The sequence below is a fragment of the Pseudoduganella flava genome, assembly GCF_007830495.1.
GTDB classification, from domain to species: domain Bacteria; phylum Pseudomonadota; class Gammaproteobacteria; order Burkholderiales; family Burkholderiaceae_D; genus Rugamonas; species Rugamonas flava.
The window spans coordinates 60,468-78,864 of sequence record NZ_VLKW01000011.1; the positions used below are offsets into that span (position 1 = coordinate 60,468).

Below are 18,397 nucleotides of genomic sequence, written 5' to 3' on the forward strand. Positions count from 1 at the left end.
GGTAAAAAAGGGACACGAGCTGGTCAGTTGGGCAGGGCGATCAGGCCAGTGCCGGATAGTCCGTATAGCCTTCGGGGCCCGAACCGTAGAACAGCTCGGGGCGCTGCGGGTTCAGCGGGGCGCCCTGGCGCAGGCGTTCCGGCAGGTCGGGGTTGGCGATGAAGTCCTTGCCCCAGGCGATCGCGTCGGCCGTGCCGTTGTTCAAGGCGGCTTGGGCTTCTTCCAGGCTGAACTTCTCGTTGGCGATGAAGACGCCGCCGAATTCCTTCTTCAGCAGGGGGCTGATGCTGTCCGGGCCGAGCGCTTCGCGGGCGAACAGGAAGGCGATCTTGCGCTTGCCCAGCTCGCGGGCCACATAGCCGAATGTGCCTGCCAGGTCGGAGTCGCCCATGTCGTGCGAGTCCGCGCGCGGTGCCAGGTGGACGCCGACACGGTCGGCGCCCCAGACGTCGATCGCCGCATCCGTTACTTCGAGCAGCAGGCGTGCGCGGTTTTCCACCGGGCCGCCGTACTGGTCGGTGCGCTGGTTCGTGCTGTCTTGCAGGAACTGGTCCAGCAGGTAGCCGTTCGCGCCGTGGATCTCGACGCCGTCGAAGCCCGCTTTCCTGGCGTTTTCCGCGCCGAGGCGGTAGGCGGCGATGACGCCGGGGATTTCATCCGTTGCCAGTGCGCGCGGCGTCGGATACGGGCGCATCGGGCGCAGCAGGCTGACGTGACCGTTGGCCGGGATCGCGCTCGGCGCCACCGGCGCTTCGCCGTTCAGCAGGCTCGGGTCGGAGATGCGGCCCACGTGCCACAGCTGCAGGAAGATCTTGCCGCCTTTCGCGTGCACGGCATCGGTGACGAGCTTCCAGCCCGCCACCTGCTCGTCGGACCAGATGCCCGGCGTGTTTTCGTAGCCGACACCTTGCGGCGTGACGGACGTCGCTTCCGACAGGATCAGGCCGGCGCCAGAGCGTTGCGCGTAGTACTCGGCCATCAGGGCGTTCGGTACGCGGTTGTCGACGGCACGGGCGCGCGTCAGCGGCGCCATCACGATGCGGTTTTTCAGCGTCAGGTCGCCAATGGTGATGGGGTCGAATAATGTGGTCATGGTGTTTTCCTGTTGAGAGTGCGGCCGGGCTCGGTGCCCAGGTCGGCTTGCAGTTGGTCGAGGAAGCGCGCAATGACCTCTTCGTTACGCTTGAACATATTCCACTGTCCAAGGCGCGTCACCGTGACGAGTCCCGCTTTTTGCAGGATCGCCAGGTGACCCGACACCGTCGATTGCGACAGCCCGCAGCGTTCGTCGATCTTGCCGGCACACACGCCCAGGCTGAGCGGGTGCAGCTGATCGGCGAAAAACCGCTCCGGCTCCTTCAGCCACGCGAGGATCTCGCGGCGGACCGGATTGGCAAGTGCCTTGTGGATGGCGTCGATGTCGAGTTCAGTCATATTCGGTTTCTACGATGCGTTAATCGCGTTGTTCCGATGCGCATATCGGTATTCTACGATATAAGTTCAAGCCTTGCAGGGAACGCTTCAACAGGAGAAAAAACGGCACGGTTTCGCTTTAAAAACAATGCGCGCTTGCAATGATATACTTCGGCTGCCCGAGGGGACGACCCCTTTTCGCCAGCGTTACGCGGGCGGCGGGCTTGTGCAGCGGCGGGGACGACCTTGCCATATTGTGGAGTTCTGACAATGTCGTGGATCGTCCTGTTGATTGCCGGCCTGCTGGAAGTGGGCTGGGCCATCGGCTTGAAATACACTGCCGGTTTCACCCGGCTCATTCCGAGCGCGCTGACCCTGGCCGCGATGGCCGGCAGCGTCGGCCTGCTGGGCCTGGCGCTGCGCGACCTGCCGCTGGGCACCGCCTATGCCGTCTGGACGGGCATCGGCACCGTCGGCACCGCCATCTACGGCATCGCCGTGCTCGGCGAGCCGGCCGAAGCCGCGCGGCTCGTCTGCATCACGCTGATCGTTGCGGGCATCCTTGGCCTCAAGATCCTCTCGCCACACTAGAACGTCTGGTTGACGCGGGCGATGTAGTACCACTCGTTGTTCGCCTTCGCGGCACTGTCCGGGAACAGGATCACGCCGTCCGCTTCGGCCAATACCGGCGTGCCATCGGCGCGGCGGCCGATCTCTTCGCCCTGGCGCACCCGGTCGAAGCTGGACCACGCACGGCTGAACGTGTCGCCGTCGTGCTGTTTGTCGTGCACTTCGGCCATCGACAGCACTTCCATCCGCTCGCGCGGCACGGGCTCCGGCCGCAGCGCATCGATCAGGCCCAGGTGCGCCAGCGTGTTCATGATGGCCCGGTACGCCACTTCCGGCGCCTGCGGGTCGGCGTGCTGGCCGCATTCGAGCGTCAGCGCGTAGCCGCCCGTCGAGCGCATGTATTCCGTCGTGCCCACGCCATAGCGCAGCACCGTTTCCAGCTGGCTGTCGTTCTTCAGCCGCCGCCGCACGCCCGCGCCATACGTGCGCAGCCAGCCGTCGACAAAGCGCCGCACGCCCAGCACGCGGGCCAGCGCGCGTTCCTCGCGCTCGTGGGCGAACGGCTCGAGCGGGCCGTCGTTGTCGCGCGGGCCCACCATCACGAACGGCTCGCTTTGCGCATTGAACGAGTGCAGGTCCAGCAGCACGTCGTGCGCGGCCAGCAGGGGGCACAGCCAGTTGGCGACGCGGTCTTCGAAGTCCTGCGGCGCATCGTTCGGGAACAGGTTGCGGTTCAGGTTACGCTCGCCCGCGCGGGTGCCTTGTGCATAGGCGAGGGGATTGGTGGCGGGGACGAAGGTCACGGTGCCGGCCGCGATCGCCAGTTCGCCGCGGTCCAGCTGCGCCATCACGCGCTCGATGCCGCGCGTGCCGGCCGTTTCGTTGCCGTGAACGGCTCCCGTGACGATCAGGCGCGGCCCGGCGCCCTGGCCGGTATACGTGACGGAGCGGAAGTGCAGGTGGCGGGTCATGCGGGTCCTCGGCAGTCGGTGATGGGCGCTATTCTAAAGCCAAGGCCCCGCCTGCCGGGCGGGTACAATGCGCCCCATGCACAGAACCTCCTCCCGCCAGTGCGGCCTCGACACGCTGCGCGCGTTCGCGATCGTGCTGGTGTTCGCCAACCATTACATGGGCTTCGTCACGCAGCGGCCCACGTTCGGCTTCGTCAGCGAAATCGGCTGGGCGGGCGTGGACCTGTTCTTCGCGCTGTCCGGCTACCTGATCGGCAACCAGATCCTGGCCGGCCTGCGTACCGGCACGTTCTCGCTGCCGCGCTTCGCCGCCCGCCGGCTGCTGCGCACGCTGCCGAACTACTACGTCGTGCTGGCGCTGTATGCGTTCTGGCCGCCGTTCGCGGACAGCGGCCGCCACGCGCCGTGGTGGCAGTACCTGACGTTCACGCTGAACCTCGACCTGAAGCCCGGCACGCGCTTTTCGCACGCGTGGTCGCTGTGCGTGGAGGAGCAGTTTTATTTCGCGCTGCCGCTGCTCGCCGTGCTGGTCGCGCGGCTGCGCGGCGCCGTCACCGCCGGCTGGCTGCTGCTGGCGGCAGGGCTCGCGGCCGGCATGCTGCTGCGGCACCAGGGCTGGCAGGCGGCGCATCCGCCCGCGTGGGGCAACGGCGCGTTCTACACGGAGGTGTACTACGCCACGCTGTGCCGCTTCGACGAGCTGCTGGCCGGCGTCGCGCTGGCCATGCTGCGCCAGTGCCATGCGCCGCTGTGGGCACGGCTGACGGCGTACGGCAACTGGACGCTGGCCGCCGGCATCGCCGTCACGGCATTCGCGTTCCGCCTGTTCCTCGACGATCATTTCGGCCATGCCGTCACCGTGTTCGGCTATCCGCTGCTGGCGGCAGGTTGCGCGCTGCTCGTGCTGGCCGCATTGAGCCCCGCCTCGCTGCTGGCGCGCGTGCGTGTGCCCGGTGCCGCCAGCATCGCCGTGTGGTCGTATGCGATCTACCTGACGCACAAGCAGCTGTGCATCCTGCTGGCAAAGTCGGGGATCGACGCGAATGCGCCATCGGGCATCGCGCTGCTGGCCGGCGCCAGCGTGCTGGCGGGGTGGCTGCTGTATCGCGTCGTCGAGACGCCGTTCATGCTGCTGCGCGAGCGCTATGTGCCGGCAGTGAAGGCGCAGCCGCTGCCGGTGGCGCAGGCTGCCTGACAAGCTTTCAGCGCATGTCGATGACGTCGAACGGCGCCGGCGTGTTTTCCAGGAAGTCGAGCAGGGCCTGCACCCGCACGGGTGCTTCCTCGTGCACCGTGGCGGCGATGGCATTGGCGAGACCGGGCATCGCTTCGACGATCTGCGGGCTGCGGTAAGCCTGGATCAGCAGCGCGGCCAGTTGCGCGGCTTCGCGCCGATGGCCGAGGCGCAGGCGCTGTTCCAGCACGCCGAACAGCGCGCGCTGCATGCGCGGCGTGGGGTTCACGATGTGGGCGAAGACGAGCGGGGTGTTGGCGATCGCGTCGCAGATGCGGCGCTCGATCTCGTCCGGCGGCACGTTCGACGCGATGTCGAAGTAGGCGGGGTTCCAGCGCGTGCGGGCGTGCACGTGGCCGGGCGGGAAGGAGTCGGCCGTGTCGAGCCCGAGGGCCCGGCTCAGCCGTTTGAACAGGTCGATCAGCGTGGTCATGCCGGCATTCTAGCGTGACCACGCCGGTTCGATGCAAGACGCGTCAGGCGTGGGCTTCCTCGCCCAAGAGGCCAGCGCGGAAGTCCTGCACGGCCTGGTGAATCTCTTCCTGCGTGTTCATCACGAACGGGCCGTATTGCGCGATCGGCTCGTTCAGCGGCTGGCCGGCGATCAGGATGAAGCGTGCCGGCGCTTCCGTGCGCACTTCGACACCATCCGCTTCCTTGTCGTTGGCCAGGATCGCCATGCTGCGCTCCTGCACCGCCTTGCCGGCCACCGTCACGCTGCCCCGGTATGGATACAGGAAGGCGTTATGGCCGGCGGGCAGCGCCTGCGTGAACACGGCGCCGGCGGGCAGTTCGACGTCGATGTAAATCGGCTGCGTGACGTCGCGCTGCACGGCACCGGCCACGCCGTGGCTGCTGCCGGCGATCACCCGCACGGTGGCGCCATCGACCGTCGTGAACGACGGGATCTCGGCCGCCTTGAAGTCCTTGTACCAGGGCTTCATCAGCTTGTCCTTCGCGGGCAGGTTCAGCCACAGCTGGAAGCCTTCCATCAAGCCTTCTTCCTGCTCCGGCATCTCGGAGTGGATCACGCCGCGGCCGGCCGTCATCCACTGCACGCCGCCATTTTCCAGCAAGCCTTCGTTGCCGGCGCTGTCGCGGTGGCGCATGCGGCCTTCCAGCATGTACGTTACGGTCTCGAAGCCGCGGTGAGGGTGGTCCGGGAAGCCGGCGAGGTAGTCGCTGGCTTCTTCGGAACCGAAATTGTCCAGCATTAGGAACGGATCGAGGCGGCGTTGCAGCGGCTGGGTCAGCACGCGGTTGATCTTCACGCCGGCGCCATCCATCACGGCCTGGCCCTGGATCACGCGCTCCACGGTACGGGAGCGGGTTACGGTATCTGCGTTCATACGTTTCTCCTCGCTGGTGCCGCTCAGGCCGCCACGTCGGCGAGCACGGCGTTGATCTGTTCATCCGCATCGGCGCGGGCGCGGGCCACCGCGTCCGGACCCAGGCCATGGCCCTCGGAAAACACGAACTGTACATCAGTCAGGCCGACGAAACCGAGGAAGGTCTTCAGGTGCGGCAGCTGCGTATCCGTCGGGCCATCCTTGTGCATGCCGCCGCGGGTCACGGCCACGATCACTTTCTTGCCGGTCAACAGGCCGACCGGGCCCGTCGCCGTGTACTTGAACGTGACGCCGGCGCGGGCAATCGCGTCGAACCAGCTTTTCAGTTGCACGGTGATGCCGAAGTTGTACATCGGTGCGCCGATCACGATCACGTCGGCCGCCTGGGCCTGGGCGATCAGCGCGTCATCCAATGCCACGCGGGCCGCCTGTTCCGGCGTGCGTTGCTCGGCCGGGGTGAACAGGGCCTGCAGCGCCGTTTCGTCCAGTACCGGGTGCGGTTGTGCGGCCAGGTCGCGGCGCACGACGGTGGCGTTGCCGTCCGCGTTCAGCTTGGCGACGATCGCGTCGGCCAGGCGGGTGGATTCGGAACCGTTGCTGCGGGCGCTGGAATTGATTTGCAGGATGTTCATGGTGTGCTCCTTGTTGTCGGTTGATTGCTGCGATGGGTGTACTTTACGCGTTCCATTTCGAACTAAAAAGCCAGTAAAATGGATAACATTCGTCCATCAATGGAACAATCAAGAAAATCATGGAACTCGATCCCGCCGACCTGCTGCTGTTTGCCCGTATCGTCGAGACGGGCAGCTTCAGCCAGGCCGCCGAACGGCTGAAACTGCCGAAGTCGACCGTGTCACGCCGGCTGTCGCAGCTGGAAGGGGCGCTTGGCGAGCGGTTGCTGCAGCGGACCACGCGGCGCCTGGTGCTGACGGAATTCGGCGCCAGCCTGCTCGAGCATGCCCGCAAGGTGGCGGAGGAAACGGAAGCGGCCGGCGCGCTGGCCCAGCACCGGCAACTGGCGCCCAGCGGCCTGTTGAAGGTGTCGATGCCTGCCGATTTCGCCAACGAGGCGATGGGCAGCCTGCTGCCGGCCTTCATGGCGAAGTACCCGGCGATCTCGGTGCAGTTCGACCTGTCGCCGCGCCGCGTCGACCTGCTGGCCGAAGGCTTCGACCTGGCGATCCGGATGGGCGCGCTGCCGGACGATGCCACCCTGGCGGCCCGCCCCGTCGTGCACAGCACGTGGTCGCTGTATGCGGCGCCGAGCTACGCGGCACTGCGCGGCTTGCCATCGCACCCGGACGAGCTGTTCCGGCACGACCTGCTGAGCCTGAACCGGACGCCGTCCGGCATGACCATGTGGAAGCTGCTGCGTGCGAAGAGCACGTGGGAACGCGAGTTGCCCGTGCGGATGACGGCCAATTCGCCGGAGCTGCTGGCGCGGCTGGCGGCAACGGGCGCCGGCATCGCGAGCTGCACGGACCGCTTTGCGGCACCGTGGGTGCAGACGGGAACGCTGGTGAAGGTCCTGCCCGAATGGCATTTCCCGGCCGTGACGGGGTGGGCGGTGTTTCCGGGGCGGCGGCTGATGCCGGCCAAGACGCGGGCGTTCCTCGACCTGCTCGAGGAACACTACAACCGGACTATCGCTTCGTTGCCATCGGCTCGCCCAGCCTGACGGGGCCGGCCGGCTGCCAGGCCGGATTGAAGGTGAGGGTGTTTTGCGGGAACAGCATGACGACCGTGGAGCCCAGCAGGAAGCGGCCCAGTTCCTCGCCTTTTTTCAGCACGATGTCGCGGTCCTCATACGTCCATTCGCAGATATTGGGCTGGCGCGGCGGGTTGACGACGCCGTGCCACACGGTGGCCATGCTGCCGACGATCGTTGCACCGACCAGCGTCATCACGAACGGGCCGTGCGCCGTGTCGAACACGCACACGACGCGCTCGTTGCGGGCGAACAGGCCAGGGATACCGCGCGCCGTCGTCGGATTCACGGAGAACAGGCTGCCGGGGATGTAGATCATCCGCGTCAGCTTGCCGTCGCACGGCATGTGGATGCGGTGGTAGTCGCGTGGCGACAGGTACAGGTTGGCGAAGTGGCCGTGGCGGAACTGGTCCGCCAGCGCGCGGTCGCCGCCCACCAGCGCCGTCGTCGTGAAGCTGTGGCCCTTGGCCTGGAAGATCTGGTCATCCTCGATCGCGCCGAACTGGCTGATGCGGCCATCGACGGGGCAGACGAAGTCCGTGTCCGCGATCGGGCGCGCGCCCGGTTTCAGCGCGCGCGTGAAGAATTCGTTGAAGCTGTGGTAGCTGGCGATGTCGGAATTCGCCGCCTCGTCCATGTTGACGTCGTATTTCCCGACGAACCAGCGGATCAGCCAGGTCGTCTTCGCGCCGCCTTTCGCGCCCGCCACGCGGCCGGCGAAATTGGTCAGCGCCCCCTTCGGGAGCAGGTATTGCGGCAGCACGGCAAGACGATCGGACACGGTGGTGATTCCCTTTCAATTATTTGGCTGCATTATAGCCGTGCGGGACGGCTGGCAGGGAGCATGAATATTTCTGCTGAGCTAACACATCAGGGGCGGATACAGGCAAAATAGCGCTATCATTTTTTCCATTGCCACGATGTCACCACGTCTTACCGCTGTCGCCGGCGCTTTGCTGGCCACGTTCTCCGCCCGCGCCGAACCACCCACCACGGCCACCGAAACGGCTCCCGCGCCGTTGCAAACCGTCGAGATCAAGGGCGCCGCCACCGCCTACGACCCGCGCCGCGACGACACGGCCAGCAAGATCGTCGTCTCGAGCGAGGAGATCCGCCGCTATGGCGATACCTCCGTCAACGACGTGCTGAAACGCCTGCCCGGCATCACCGTGAGCGGCGCGGCGGGGCGCAGCGGCGGCGAGATCCGCATGCGCGGCCTGGGCAGCGGCTATACGCAGATCCTGCTGAACGGCGAACGGGCGCCGGCCGGCTTCTCGATCGATACGCTGGCGCCGGACGTCATCGAACGCATCGAGATCGTGCGCGCCGCCAGCGCCGAGTTCTCCACGCAATCGATCGCCGGCACGATCAACATCGTGCTGAAGAAGGCCGTCAGGACGGCGCAGCGCGAAGTGAAGATCGGCGCGGCGAAGAGCGCGGACGCGAACAATCCGAACGCCAGCGTGCAGCTGTCCGACAAGGATGGCCGCATGTCGTATTCGCTGGGCGCGAATTTCTGGCGGGGCACCTATGCGCGCGAATCGCCGACGATCGAGACACAGGTCGATCCGCTTGGCGCCTTGCGGATGCTGCGCGCCAGCTCGCAGCGCGACGACGGCCGCTGGGAAGGCATGAACATCGCCCCGCGCATCAACTGGAACCTGGCCGATGGCGACACGCTGACGTCGCAGACGTTCGTCAACGTCAACCGCAACCGCTATCACGGCTACCAGGAAATCGACACGCAGCTGGGCAGCCCGCCGCGCTTCGACGTGCGCGACATGCGCCAGACCAACCGCAACGCGTTCGGCCGCACGGACCTGAACTGGGTGACGCAGCTGACTGGCGGCGCGAAGCTGGACGTCAAGGCCGGCATCAGCGGCATGCGCGCGGAGGGCACGTGGCATGAACTCGACTACCGGGCCGGCACGCTGGGCCGCGATGCGACGATCACCAGCGAAACGACGGAACAGGGCTTCTCCACGCAGGGCAAATACGCGGTGCCGTGGCTGGCCGACCATGCGCTGGCGCTGGGCTGGGATGCCGGCGCCACGCGGCGCGACGACAGCCGCGTCGAACGCGATGCAAACCTGCCGGGCAGCGTGCCGGAAAACACGGACGAAGGCTACGACGCGAAGGTCAACCGCCTGGCGCTGTATGCGCAGGACGAGTGGAATATCACGCCGCGCTGGTCGGTCTACGCGGGCCTGCGCTGGGAAGGGCTGGAGACGACCAGCTCGGGCAACACGTTCGACACCGTGACGCGCACGAACAGCGTCTTCAGCCCGCTGGCGCAGACGCTGTACAAGCTGCCCGGCAGCCGCGACCAGCTGCGCCTCGCGCTGACGCGCACCTACAAGGCGCCGAGTGCCGCGAACCTGGTGCCGCGCCGCTTCACGTCGACGAACAACAGCCAGACGGAGCCCGACCGCCGCGGCAACCCGGACCTGCAGCCGGAGCTGGCCTCGGGCATCGACGCATCATACGAGCACTACTGGGGCAAGGAGGGCGCCGGCGCGCTGCTGTCGGCAGCGGCATCGATGCGGCGCATCAGCGGCTATACGCGGCAGGGCCTGCTCCTGGAAGCGGGGCGCTGGATCGCGACGCCCGTCAACGACGGCAGCGCCGTCACGCGCAGCGTGGAGCTGGAGGCGAAATTCCCGTTGGAGGCCGTGCTGGCGGGCGCGCCGGCGGTGGACCTGCGCGCCAGCGTGTCGCGCAACTGGTCGCGGGTCGACGCGGTGCCGGGGCCGGATAACCGCCTGGACCAGCAAACCCCGCTGTCGGCGACGCTGGGCGCCGATTACAAATCGCGCGACGGCAAGCTGACGACGGGCGCCAGTTTCGCATTCAAGAACGGCGGCCCGGTGCGCATCGACGTCAACCAGACCGGCTACCAGAGCGTGCGGCGCGACCTGGATGTGTATGCGCTGTGGAAGTTCAATCCCCGCTACCAGTTGCGCGTGGCCGTGTCGAACCTGCTCGGCCAGGATTATGTTTCGGACAGCGCATATCTTGACAATAGCGTCGACAACAGCGTCGGCAAAAGCGTGGACGAAAGTGGTACGCGCCGCCGTACCAGCATCTACCCTGGATATACGCAGGGCAGGGCGACCCTGGAAATGCGTTTCTGACGGCATCCCCGCCGGCCGCCGCGATCGATGCACCGTGGCGGCAATCCTCTCCGAAATTCTTCAGTTCGAATATATCCACCTGGCTGCCGGTGCTGCCGGCATTCGCCGGAGTGGACCGCTTTGTTGGGCCGGCCCCATTGCCGGCGTTCCTCCGGTATTCGGCGTCCGCCATTAAGCGTGACGAAATTTATTCTCGCGTAAGTTTTCGCGACATTTATTGCGAATAAATGTGGAATCCCTTGCGGGTCTTATGGTAAATTGGCGGAACATTGAATTCTCACAGATTGTAACACCCGATTTTTCACTTGCGAAGGACAAGAGATGACGACTTACCAGGAATACCAGGCAAAGATCGCCGAATTGCAGAAGCAGGCCGAACTGGCCCGTAAAAACGAAATCGCCCAGGCCAAGGAACAAATCGCCAACATCATGCGCGAATTCGGCCTGAGCATCGCCGACCTGGGCCCGGCCGTTAAAGCGGCCAAGCCCGTCAAGCCGCGCGCACCCGTGCCGATGAAATACCGCGACGACAAGACTGGCCAGACCTGGACCGGCCGCGGCCGTGCGCCGAAATGGCTGGAAGGCCGCAAAAAGGAAGACTTCCTGATCAAGCAATAAATGGGTGGCCGCGGCGGCACTGCCGTCCGCGCGCGTGGGGCTTATTTGCATTTGCAGCATGAGTCCGCGCACACCCTTGCCCATGCATCGATCCCGCAGCCGCTCCCGCACCCTTAGCGCCCTTAGCGCTCCATAGGACTTAAAGACGGCGCGCCTCTTCGCAGCGCGCCGATTATGTCGGACATGCTGTCCGATGTGTTGTCGGGGCGGATTCGGGAGAGCATGATGCTATTGGCCGATACCGATCCCCACGCGCGCCGGCACGCAGCCGATAGCGCCGCCAGCCAACTTGCGCTGGTCTTTCCTATCCCTGTGGCATTCGGTCCCGCTATCTTGCCCGATATCCGCCGTATTAGCAGCGCCACGCGTTGCTTTCCGCCGACATTCATCCTGCTGCCAGCCTCGTCAACGAATGCATGCCAGTGAGCGTACTCGCTTGCAATGGCATGCGTATCCCTGCGCTTTAGCGCGCGTTTAGCTTTCCGGTACTCCGGCTATTTCGACTTGCCGGCGCTTATTTACAGCCGATAAGACGGCGCTTTGTCGCTGCGATTGCACAGGTTTAGCGCGCATCCCCTGTATGATGTTGCTTTTTGAACACAGGGAGGTGTCATGCACGCAACACTGATCCGTCGGGCGGCCGGAGCGGCGGCTGCCTTGCTGTGCGCCGTCGCGTGGTCCGCGCCGGTGCTGCTGGTGCCCGAGCGCGTCTGGACGGGGGAAGGCCGGCCGCACGCCGGCTGGGCCGTGCTGGTGGATGACGGCAAGGTGCAGGCGGCCGGTCCGCTGGCGCAGGTGCCGGCGCGGGCCGACGTGGAGCGCATCGCGCTGCCGGGCCGAACGTTGATCCCCGGCCTGATCGACATGCACTCGCACGTGCTGCTGCACCCGTATAACGAAACGAGCTGGGACGACCAGGTGCTGAAGGAAAGCGTCGAGTACCGCGTGCTGCTGGCGGCCCGCCATGCGGCGGCCCAGCTGCAATCGGGCTTCACGACGTTGCGCGACCTGGGCAGCGAAGGCGCCGGCTATGCGGACGTGGCGATCAGGAAGGCGATCGACGATGGCGTGATACCGGGCCCGCGGCTGTTCGTGGCCACGCGGGCGATCGTCGCGTCGTCCAGCTACGGCCCGAACGTGCGCGCCTACCGGCCGGACATGGTGCTGCCGGGCGGCGCGCAGGAGGCGACCGGCGTCGACGAGGTCGTCAAGGCCGTGCGCGAGCAGTCCGCCCGCGGCGCCGACTGGATCAAGGTATATGCCGACTACCGCACCGGCCCGGACAACGCCGCGCATGCGACGTTCACGCAGGAAGAGTTGAATGCGCTCGTGAAGGCGGCCCACGAGTCGGGCCGCAAGGTGGCGTCGCACGCCAGCACGGACGAAGGGATGCGCCGCTCGGTGCTGGCGGGCGTCGACACGATCGAGCACGGCTACGGCGGCAGCGAAGCGACGTTTCGGCTGATGGCCGAGCGCAAGGTCGCGTACTTCCCCACGCTGACGGCACCGGAAGCCAGCGGAGAGTACTTCCAGAAGCACGTGCGCGGCGGCCCGCCGACGCCGGCGATGCAGGCGGCCGCGCGCGCGTTCGCGCTGGCGCGCAAGGCAGGCGTAACGATCGGCCTGGGCAGCGATGTCGGCGTGTTCGCACACGGCACCAGCGCGCGCGAGGCGCAGTGGCTCGTCAAGCTGGGCATGACGCCGCTGGAAGCATTGCGCGCGGCCACCGTCGTCAATGCGGCGGTACTGGACCGGGCCGGGCAGCTGGGGCAGGTGAAGCCCGGCTTGCTGGCGGACCTGGTGGCCGTCGACGGCGACCCCACCGAGGACATCGGCGCGCTGGGCCGCGTGGCGTTCGTGATGAAGGGCGGCGTGGTCCATCGCCGGCCCTGACAGCCCGGCGGCATGGGGGCGCCGGGGCGGCGCGATGTATGCGAAGATGGGCGCATGACTCCACTGTTCCCGCTAAATACCGTGTTGTTCCCGGACGGCCGGCTCGCGCTGCAGGTGTTCGAGGTGCGCTACCTGGACATGGTGAAGCGTTGCATCGCCAATGCCGAGGAGTTCGGCGTCGTCGCGCTGGCGCACGGCGACGAGGTGCGCAAACCGGGCCAGCACGAAGCGATCGCGCCGATCGGCACGTTGGCCCGCGTCGTCGACTGGACGGCGCCGCTGCCAGGGCTGATGCACGTGACCTGCATCGGCACGCAGCGCTTCCGCGTCGAGTCGGCCGAGCAGTTGAAGCATGGCCTGTGGATGGCCGACATCGAACGCCTGCCGGACGACTTGGCCGTGCCGGTGCCGGCGGACCAGCAGGACGTGGCCAATGCGCTCGGCGCGTTGATCCGCTCGCTGCAGGAGCGCGGCGTGACGCCCGCGCAGATGCCGATGCAGGCGCCGTACCGGCTCGACGAAAGCGGCTGGGTCGCCAACCGCTGGTGCGAGCTGCTGGAGCTGGACCTGCCGCAGAAGCAGCTGCTGCTGGCGCAGGACAATCCCGTGCTGCGCCTCGAGCTGGTGCAGGATGCGCTGGACGACAGCGGCTACCTCAATTAGCGGTTCCATCCTGGTGGTTCCATCCTGGTGGTTCCATCGCGACGGGCGGCGCTGGCTCTGTGACGGAGCCACGCGCGCCGCTACACTGGCTCCACGCCACCTTGGGGAGCCATGCATGTACACGCCATCCACCTTCGCCGAAGACCGCCTCGACGTGCAGCATGCGCTGATCCGCGCCCATCCGCTCGCGACGTTGATCGTGGCCGGCAGCATGGAACTGACGGCCGACCTGATGCCGTTCGCGCTGTACCCGGATGAGGGGCCGCACGGCACCCTGCGCGCCCACGTGGGGCGGGCCAATCCGCTGTGGCGCGAGCTGCGCGCCGGGGCCGAATGCCTGCTTGTGTTCCAGGGACCGGAAGCGTACGTGAGCCCCAGCTGGTATGCCAGCAAGGCCGAGACGCACAAGGTCGTCCCCACGTGGAACTACGTGGTGGTGCAGGTGCGCGGGCCGGCGCGCGTGACGGAGGATGGTGCATGGCTGCACCGCCAGCTGCGCGACCTGACCGATGCGCACGAGGGCCGGATGGCCACGCCGTGGCGCGTCGACGATGCGCCGGCGGAGTTCATCGATGGATTGACCCGCGCGCTGGTCGGCATCGAGGTGCCGATCGCCCACATCGCCGCGAAATGGAAGGTCAGCCAGAACCGCGGCGAGGCGGATCGCGCCGGCGTGGCACGCGGCCTGGACGCCGCGGCGCCGGCGATGGCGCAGCTGGTGCGGGAAGCCGTTGCGCGCGCTTAGGCGGGCGCGATCTCGTCTTCGGCCGCGTGCACCCGCACCGACCACATCACGCCCAGCACGAGCAGCGCGATCGCTGCCGCTTCCAGCGGGCGTGGCCACGCCTGCCGGTACAGGAAGCCGTACAGCAGCGCGAACAGCGTCTCGAAGAGGATCAGCTGGCCGGACAGCGTGACGGGCACGCGCCGGCTGGCGACATTCCATAACTGGTTGCCGATCACGGATGCGCCCAGCGCGAGCACGGCATTGCAGGTCCAGAACAGCCCCCAATCGCGGCCGCTCGCGGCGCCCGCCGCGCCCGTCACGTCCTGATGCCACAGCGCGAACGCGACACTGCCGACAGCGACTGAAATGATGCCTGTCGCGAGCCCGTACAAGGCGGACCACTCGGCGCTGGAGAAGTGCGCATTCGTCTTCAGGTAGCGCGCGTTGTCGACGGCATACCAGGTCCAGCACAGCAGCGCGCCGGCCGCGCAGGCCAGACCCGCGACCGTCTGCCACAGCGGGCGGCCGGTATCGCGAGCATGCAGGAACACGTCCAGATTGATGCAGGCGATGCCGGCCGCAACGACCAGCAGGGGCAGTGCCAGCTGGCGCAGCGGCACGGCGCCGTGATCATGCCGGCCCAGCAGCGTGACGGTGATCGGCAGCACGCCGATGATCAGCGACGTGGGCGCGACGCCGGCCAGCTTCACGCCGAATGCCAGCAGCATGTAGTAGACGAGGTTGCCGGCCAGCGCATGGCGCAGCAATGCGATGCAGTCGCCGCGGTCGAGCCGGTGGGCGAGGGTGGTCAGCTTCGGGGACAGCAGCAGCAGCGCCATCGCGCCATACGCCGTGTAGCGGCCGAGGGCCAGTTCCAGCGGCGAGAACGCCGTCAACAGCGCGGGCGCGATGAACACCATGCCCCACAAGGCCCCCGCGGCCAGGCCGCACAATACGCCAATCCACATCAGCTCTTTCCAGTGATTAAGGTTGCGACAGTGTCGCACGGAGTGCGCTATCGTGACCACCACAGAGCCACCCTACGTATCTGGCAGGAGACCCATCATGACAGACCGGAGCATCATCGCGGCGCTGCGCCGCGAGGCCCGCCCGTTCGCGGCAAACGAGGATGTCGATTATCTGCTCGAGTGCATCGGCGACGCCTCGATCGTGCTGCTCGGCGAGGCCACGCACGGCACGCGCGAGTTCTACAAGCTGCGCGCCGAGATCAGCAAGCGGCTGATCGTCGACAAGGGTTTCGACGCGATCGCCGTCGAAGCGGACTGGCCGGACGCGCTGCGCGTGTCGCGCTACGTGCAGCACGGTGGCGACGACATGACGGCGGAAGGCGCGCTGTCCGGCTACAAGCGTTTCCCGCAATGGATGTGGCGCAATCACGAGATCGTCGACCTGGTGAACTGGCTGCGTGTGCACAACGGGCACGTGGCCAGCGCGGCGCGGCGCGTGGGCTTCCACGGGTTGGACCTGTACAGCCTGCGGCAGTCGATGCATGCCGTGATCGCCTACCTGGACGACGCCGACCCACAGGCCGCCGACCGGGCGCGCCAGCGCTACGCGTGCATCGACCACATGGCCGAGGACCCGCAGCGCTACGGCTATGCGACGACGTTCGGGATGAAGGAGGATTGCGAGCAGGAGGTGGTGCGCCAGCTGACGGAGCTGACGCGGCAAGCCAGCGACCACCTGCAGCAGATGGGCGGGCAAGTGCCGGACGAATTGTTCTATGCGCAGCAGAACGCCCGCGTGGCGCGCAATGCGGAAGTGTATTACCGCTCGATGTTCCAGAGCCGCGACGAGTCGTGGAACGTGCGCGACTCGCACATGGCCGAAACGCTGGAGGCGCTGCGCGAGCACATCAGCCAGCGCACGGGCCGCCCCGGCAAGATCGTCGTGTGGGCGCACAACTCGCACCTGGGCGACGCGCAGGCCACCGAGATGGGCGAGCACGGCCAGCTGAACCTGGGCCAGCTGGTGCGCGAACGCTACCGGCCGGACGACGTCTTCCTGCTGGGCTTCACGACACATACGGGCACGGTGACGGCGGCCACGGAATGGGACGGTCCGGCGGAACTGAAGCAGGTGGTGCCGTCGCGCACGGACAGCGTCGAACGGCTGATGCACGACACGGCGGTGGCCACCGGCATGGGCCAGTTCCTGCTGCCGATCCGCGGCCACGCCAGCGTGCTGGCCAAGCTGCCGTCGCGCTACCTGGAGCGGGCGATCGGCGTCATCTACCGCCCCGAATCGGAGCGCTACAGCCACTACTTCCATGCCGACGCGGCGAAACAGTTCGACGCGCTGATCCACGTCGACCGCAGCACCGCACTGCGCCCGCTGGAACGCTCGGCGCTGTGGCGGATGGATGAGGTGCCGGAGACTTATCCGAGTGGGTTGTAGTTCCCGCTCGCGCGCCGGGAGCGCATGCCGTCAACCCAGCGGCAAGGGCCGGGGTCAGGAAGGAGTGCTGGCATGCATGCCAGCACCGCTTTGCAGGCGGAGAGCAGTGCTCTCCGAAACCCCTGCAAAGCCCCGCCGGGTCTGACCCCAGGGTTTGCCTTGGGTTTTGCGCTGGGGTCGGCGGCCCCTTGGTGCTTACACCACCAGCAGCACCGCCAGGTTCGCCACCACCGTGATCCAGAACTTCACCTGGAACGACATCTTGCCCGTCTTGTGCCGCACGAGCCGTTGTGCCAGCAGGCCGCCGGGCCAGCCGCCGATCAGCCCGAGCAGCAGCAACGTGCGTTCGGGTGTGCGGCGGCGGCCCGTCTGGGCGGCGCGCTTGTCGCGGGTGTAGGCGAGGTAGCAGGCGATGCTGGTACACGCGTACCAGCCGCCCGCCACCGCCGGCAACGTGGCGATCAAAAATAGATCAGAAGTAGTTCAGGCCGAGCGCGGCCTTCACTTCGTCGGCCGTCTTCGCCGCCACCTCGCGGGCGCGTGCGGTGCCTTCCTTCAGGATCTGCATCACGTAGCCCTTGTCCTTTGCGTATTCCTCGCGGCGCGCGCGGATTGGTGCCAGCAGCTCCTGCAGCACCGCGTCGAGGCGCTTCTTGACGACGGTGTCGCCCAGGCCGCCCCGCACATAGTGCGCCTTCATTTCTTCCAGCGCGGCCTTGTCGGTATCGAACGCGTCCAGGTAGATGAACGCGACGTTGCCTTCCAGGTGGCCCGGGTCCTGCACGCGCAGGTGCAGCGGGTCCGTGTAGACCTTCTTCACGGCGGCCGCGATCTCGTCGGCGGAAGCGCCCAGGTTGATCGTGTTGCCGAGCGACTTGCTCATCTTCGCCTTGCCGTCGATGCCCGGCAGGCGGCCGATTTCCGGCACCAGCGCCTTGCACTCGACGAGGATGTCGCGGTTCGCGATGCGGTTGAAGCGGCGCACGATCTCGTTGGTCTGCTCGATCATCGGGATCTGGTCTTCGCCGACCGGCACGATCGATGCCTTGAACGCCGAGATGTCGGCGGCCTGCGAGGCCGGATACGTGAGGAAGCCGGCCGGGATGTCGCGCTCGAAGCCGCGCAGCACGATTTCCGCCTTGACGGTCGGGTTGCGCTCCAGGCGGGCGACCGTGACCATGTTCAGGTAGTAGAACGTCAGCTCGGCCAGTTCCGGGATCTGCGACTGGATCAGGATCGTCGACTTGGCCGGGTCGATGCCGACGGCCAGGTAATCCAGCGCCACCTCGACGACGTTGCGGTGCACCTTGTTGATGTCGTCCATATTGTCCGTCAGCGCCTGCGAGTCGGCCAGCATGATGAACTGCTGGTACTCGTGCTGGTACTGGACGCGGCTGCGCAGGCTGCCGACGTAGTGGCCCAGGTGCAGCGGCCCGGTCGGGCGGTCGCCCGTCAGGATCACGGCGGGGGAGGGAGTTTTTTCTGGCTGGCTCATCGGGGTTCCTTGGAACTTGCCCCCATCGGTTGCGCCATGAAAAACGCCACCTGGCGGAGGCGGCGTTGAAATCACATCTTTGTCAGAAGCGGCCGCACGACGTCGAGCGGCGCCACCACAGTAAGACAGAACGATGCGATTGGGTAATAGTCATCCCGCAATGGTTGCAGGTTCGTGCCGGACTGTCAAGCCGGCACGGTGCGG

General features: G+C 66.8%; 19 protein-coding genes. 9 read left to right on the top strand and 10 right to left on the bottom strand.

Features of this window, described 5'->3' with window-relative positions:
• Positions 1 to 40: 40 nt before the first annotated feature.
• Both IP92_RS23640 and IP92_RS23645 read right to left on the bottom strand, forming a co-directional pair.
• Positions 41 to 1,093, bottom strand: coding sequence for an alkene reductase (locus IP92_RS23640; protein WP_145879879.1), 1,053 nt, complete (start codon positions 1,091 to 1,093; stop codon positions 41 to 43).
• Positions 1,090 to 1,434: an ArsR/SmtB family transcription factor gene (locus IP92_RS23645; RefSeq protein ID WP_145879881.1), complete on the bottom strand. Its 345-nt coding sequence runs from the start codon at positions 1,432 to 1,434 to the stop codon at positions 1,090 to 1,092. Before IP92_RS23645 ends, IP92_RS23640 begins: the two co-directional genes overlap by 4 nt.
• 249 nt (positions 1,435 to 1,683) lie before the next feature.
• Between IP92_RS23645 and sugE the strand changes: the two genes are divergently transcribed.
• Positions 1,684 to 2,004 carry a quaternary ammonium compound efflux SMR transporter SugE gene (gene sugE / locus IP92_RS23650; RefSeq protein ID WP_145879883.1) on the top strand — a complete coding sequence of 107 codons (321 nt, stop codon included), beginning with the start codon at positions 1,684 to 1,686 and terminating at the stop codon, positions 2,002 to 2,004.
• On the opposite strand, the gene IP92_RS23655 is transcribed toward sugE, so the two are convergent.
• Positions 2,001 to 2,954 (bottom strand): succinylglutamate desuccinylase/aspartoacylase family protein, encoded by a 954-nt coding sequence (locus IP92_RS23655; RefSeq protein WP_145879885.1) that lies wholly within the window; start codon positions 2,952 to 2,954, stop codon positions 2,001 to 2,003. The genes sugE and IP92_RS23655 overlap by 4 nt on opposite strands.
• A gap of 76 nt (positions 2,955 to 3,030) precedes the next feature.
• On the opposite strand from IP92_RS23655, the gene IP92_RS23660 reads away from it, so the two are divergent.
• Positions 3,031 to 4,149, top strand: coding sequence for an acyltransferase family protein (locus IP92_RS23660; protein WP_229418942.1), 1,119 nt, complete (start codon positions 3,031 to 3,033; stop codon positions 4,147 to 4,149).
• Between the two features lie 7 nt (positions 4,150 to 4,156).
• Here IP92_RS23660 and IP92_RS23665 read toward each other — a convergent pair whose 3' ends face one another.
• Genes IP92_RS23665 through IP92_RS23675 form a run of 3 tightly spaced genes read right to left on the bottom strand, consistent with a single transcriptional unit; the run spans position 4,157 to position 6,169 of the window.
• The gene (locus tag IP92_RS23665) at positions 4,157 to 4,621 is read right to left on the bottom strand and encodes a hypothetical protein (protein WP_145879889.1); all 465 of its coding nucleotides are present in this window, start codon (positions 4,619 to 4,621) and stop codon (positions 4,157 to 4,159) included.
• Between the two features lie 43 nt (positions 4,622 to 4,664).
• Complete coding sequence (locus IP92_RS23670; RefSeq protein WP_145879891.1) at positions 4,665 to 5,537, bottom strand: pirin family protein; 873 nt, start codon at positions 5,535 to 5,537, stop codon at positions 4,665 to 4,667.
• Between the two features lie 23 nt (positions 5,538 to 5,560).
• The gene (locus IP92_RS23675; protein WP_145879893.1) at positions 5,561 to 6,169 is read right to left on the bottom strand and encodes an FMN-dependent NADH-azoreductase; all 609 of its coding nucleotides are present in this window, start codon (positions 6,167 to 6,169) and stop codon (positions 5,561 to 5,563) included.
• 119 nt (positions 6,170 to 6,288) lie between these two features.
• On the opposite strand from IP92_RS23675, the gene IP92_RS23680 reads away from it, so the two are divergent.
• Entirely contained in the window at positions 6,289 to 7,215 is a 927-nt protein-coding gene (locus IP92_RS23680; RefSeq protein WP_145879895.1) for a LysR family transcriptional regulator, read from the top strand.
• On the opposite strand, the gene asd is transcribed toward IP92_RS23680, so the two are convergent.
• A complete protein-coding gene (gene asd / locus IP92_RS23685) occupies positions 7,181 to 8,026 on the bottom strand; it encodes an archaetidylserine decarboxylase (protein WP_145879897.1) in 846 nt (281 codons plus the stop codon). The two genes, IP92_RS23680 and asd, sit on opposite strands and share 35 nt — an antisense overlap.
• Before the next feature lie 139 nt (positions 8,027 to 8,165).
• Here asd and IP92_RS23690 point away from each other — a divergent pair, with 139 nt between their 5' ends.
• From IP92_RS23690 to IP92_RS23710, 5 genes are all read left to right on the top strand, one after another.
• Positions 8,166 to 10,379 carry a TonB-dependent receptor plug domain-containing protein gene (locus IP92_RS23690; protein WP_145879899.1) on the top strand — a complete coding sequence of 738 codons (2,214 nt, stop codon included), beginning with the start codon at positions 8,166 to 8,168 and terminating at the stop codon, positions 10,377 to 10,379.
• Positions 10,380 to 10,700: 321 nt separating this feature from the next.
• Positions 10,701 to 10,997, top strand: a complete 297-nt coding sequence (locus tag IP92_RS23695) for an H-NS histone family protein (RefSeq protein ID WP_145879902.1) — start codon at positions 10,701 to 10,703, stop codon at positions 10,995 to 10,997.
• 612 nt (positions 10,998 to 11,609) lie between these two features.
• Positions 11,610 to 12,890 (top strand): metal-dependent hydrolase family protein, encoded by a 1,281-nt coding sequence (locus IP92_RS23700; protein ID WP_145879905.1) that lies wholly within the window; start codon positions 11,610 to 11,612, stop codon positions 12,888 to 12,890.
• Positions 12,891 to 12,944: 54 nt separating this feature from the next.
• Positions 12,945 to 13,553 carry an LON peptidase substrate-binding domain-containing protein gene (locus IP92_RS23705; RefSeq protein ID WP_145879906.1) on the top strand — a complete coding sequence of 203 codons (609 nt, stop codon included), beginning with the start codon at positions 12,945 to 12,947 and terminating at the stop codon, positions 13,551 to 13,553.
• A 115-nt stretch (positions 13,554 to 13,668) separates the two neighbouring features.
• Complete coding sequence (locus tag IP92_RS23710; protein WP_145879908.1) at positions 13,669 to 14,298, top strand: FMN-binding negative transcriptional regulator; 630 nt, start codon at positions 13,669 to 13,671, stop codon at positions 14,296 to 14,298.
• Here IP92_RS23710 and IP92_RS23715 read toward each other — a convergent pair.
• A complete protein-coding gene (locus IP92_RS23715) occupies positions 14,295 to 15,248 on the bottom strand; it encodes a DMT family transporter (RefSeq protein WP_145879910.1) in 954 nt (317 codons plus the stop codon). The two genes, IP92_RS23710 and IP92_RS23715, sit on opposite strands and share 4 nt — an antisense overlap.
• Positions 15,249 to 15,345: 97 nt before the next feature.
• Between IP92_RS23715 and IP92_RS23720 the strand changes: the two genes are divergently transcribed.
• Positions 15,346 to 16,698 (top strand): erythromycin esterase family protein, encoded by a 1,353-nt coding sequence (locus IP92_RS23720; RefSeq protein WP_145879912.1) that lies wholly within the window; start codon positions 15,346 to 15,348, stop codon positions 16,696 to 16,698.
• A 195-nt stretch (positions 16,699 to 16,893) separates the two neighbouring features.
• Here IP92_RS23720 and IP92_RS23725 read toward each other — a convergent pair whose 3' ends face one another.
• Entirely contained in the window at positions 16,894 to 17,163 is a 270-nt protein-coding gene (locus IP92_RS23725) for a DUF1294 domain-containing protein (protein ID WP_145879914.1), read from the bottom strand.
• 7 nt (positions 17,164 to 17,170) lie between these two features.
• A complete protein-coding gene (gene trpS / locus IP92_RS23730) occupies positions 17,171 to 18,193 on the bottom strand; it encodes a tryptophan--tRNA ligase (RefSeq protein ID WP_145879916.1) in 1,023 nt (340 codons plus the stop codon).
• Positions 18,194 to 18,397: the final 204 nt, after the last annotated feature.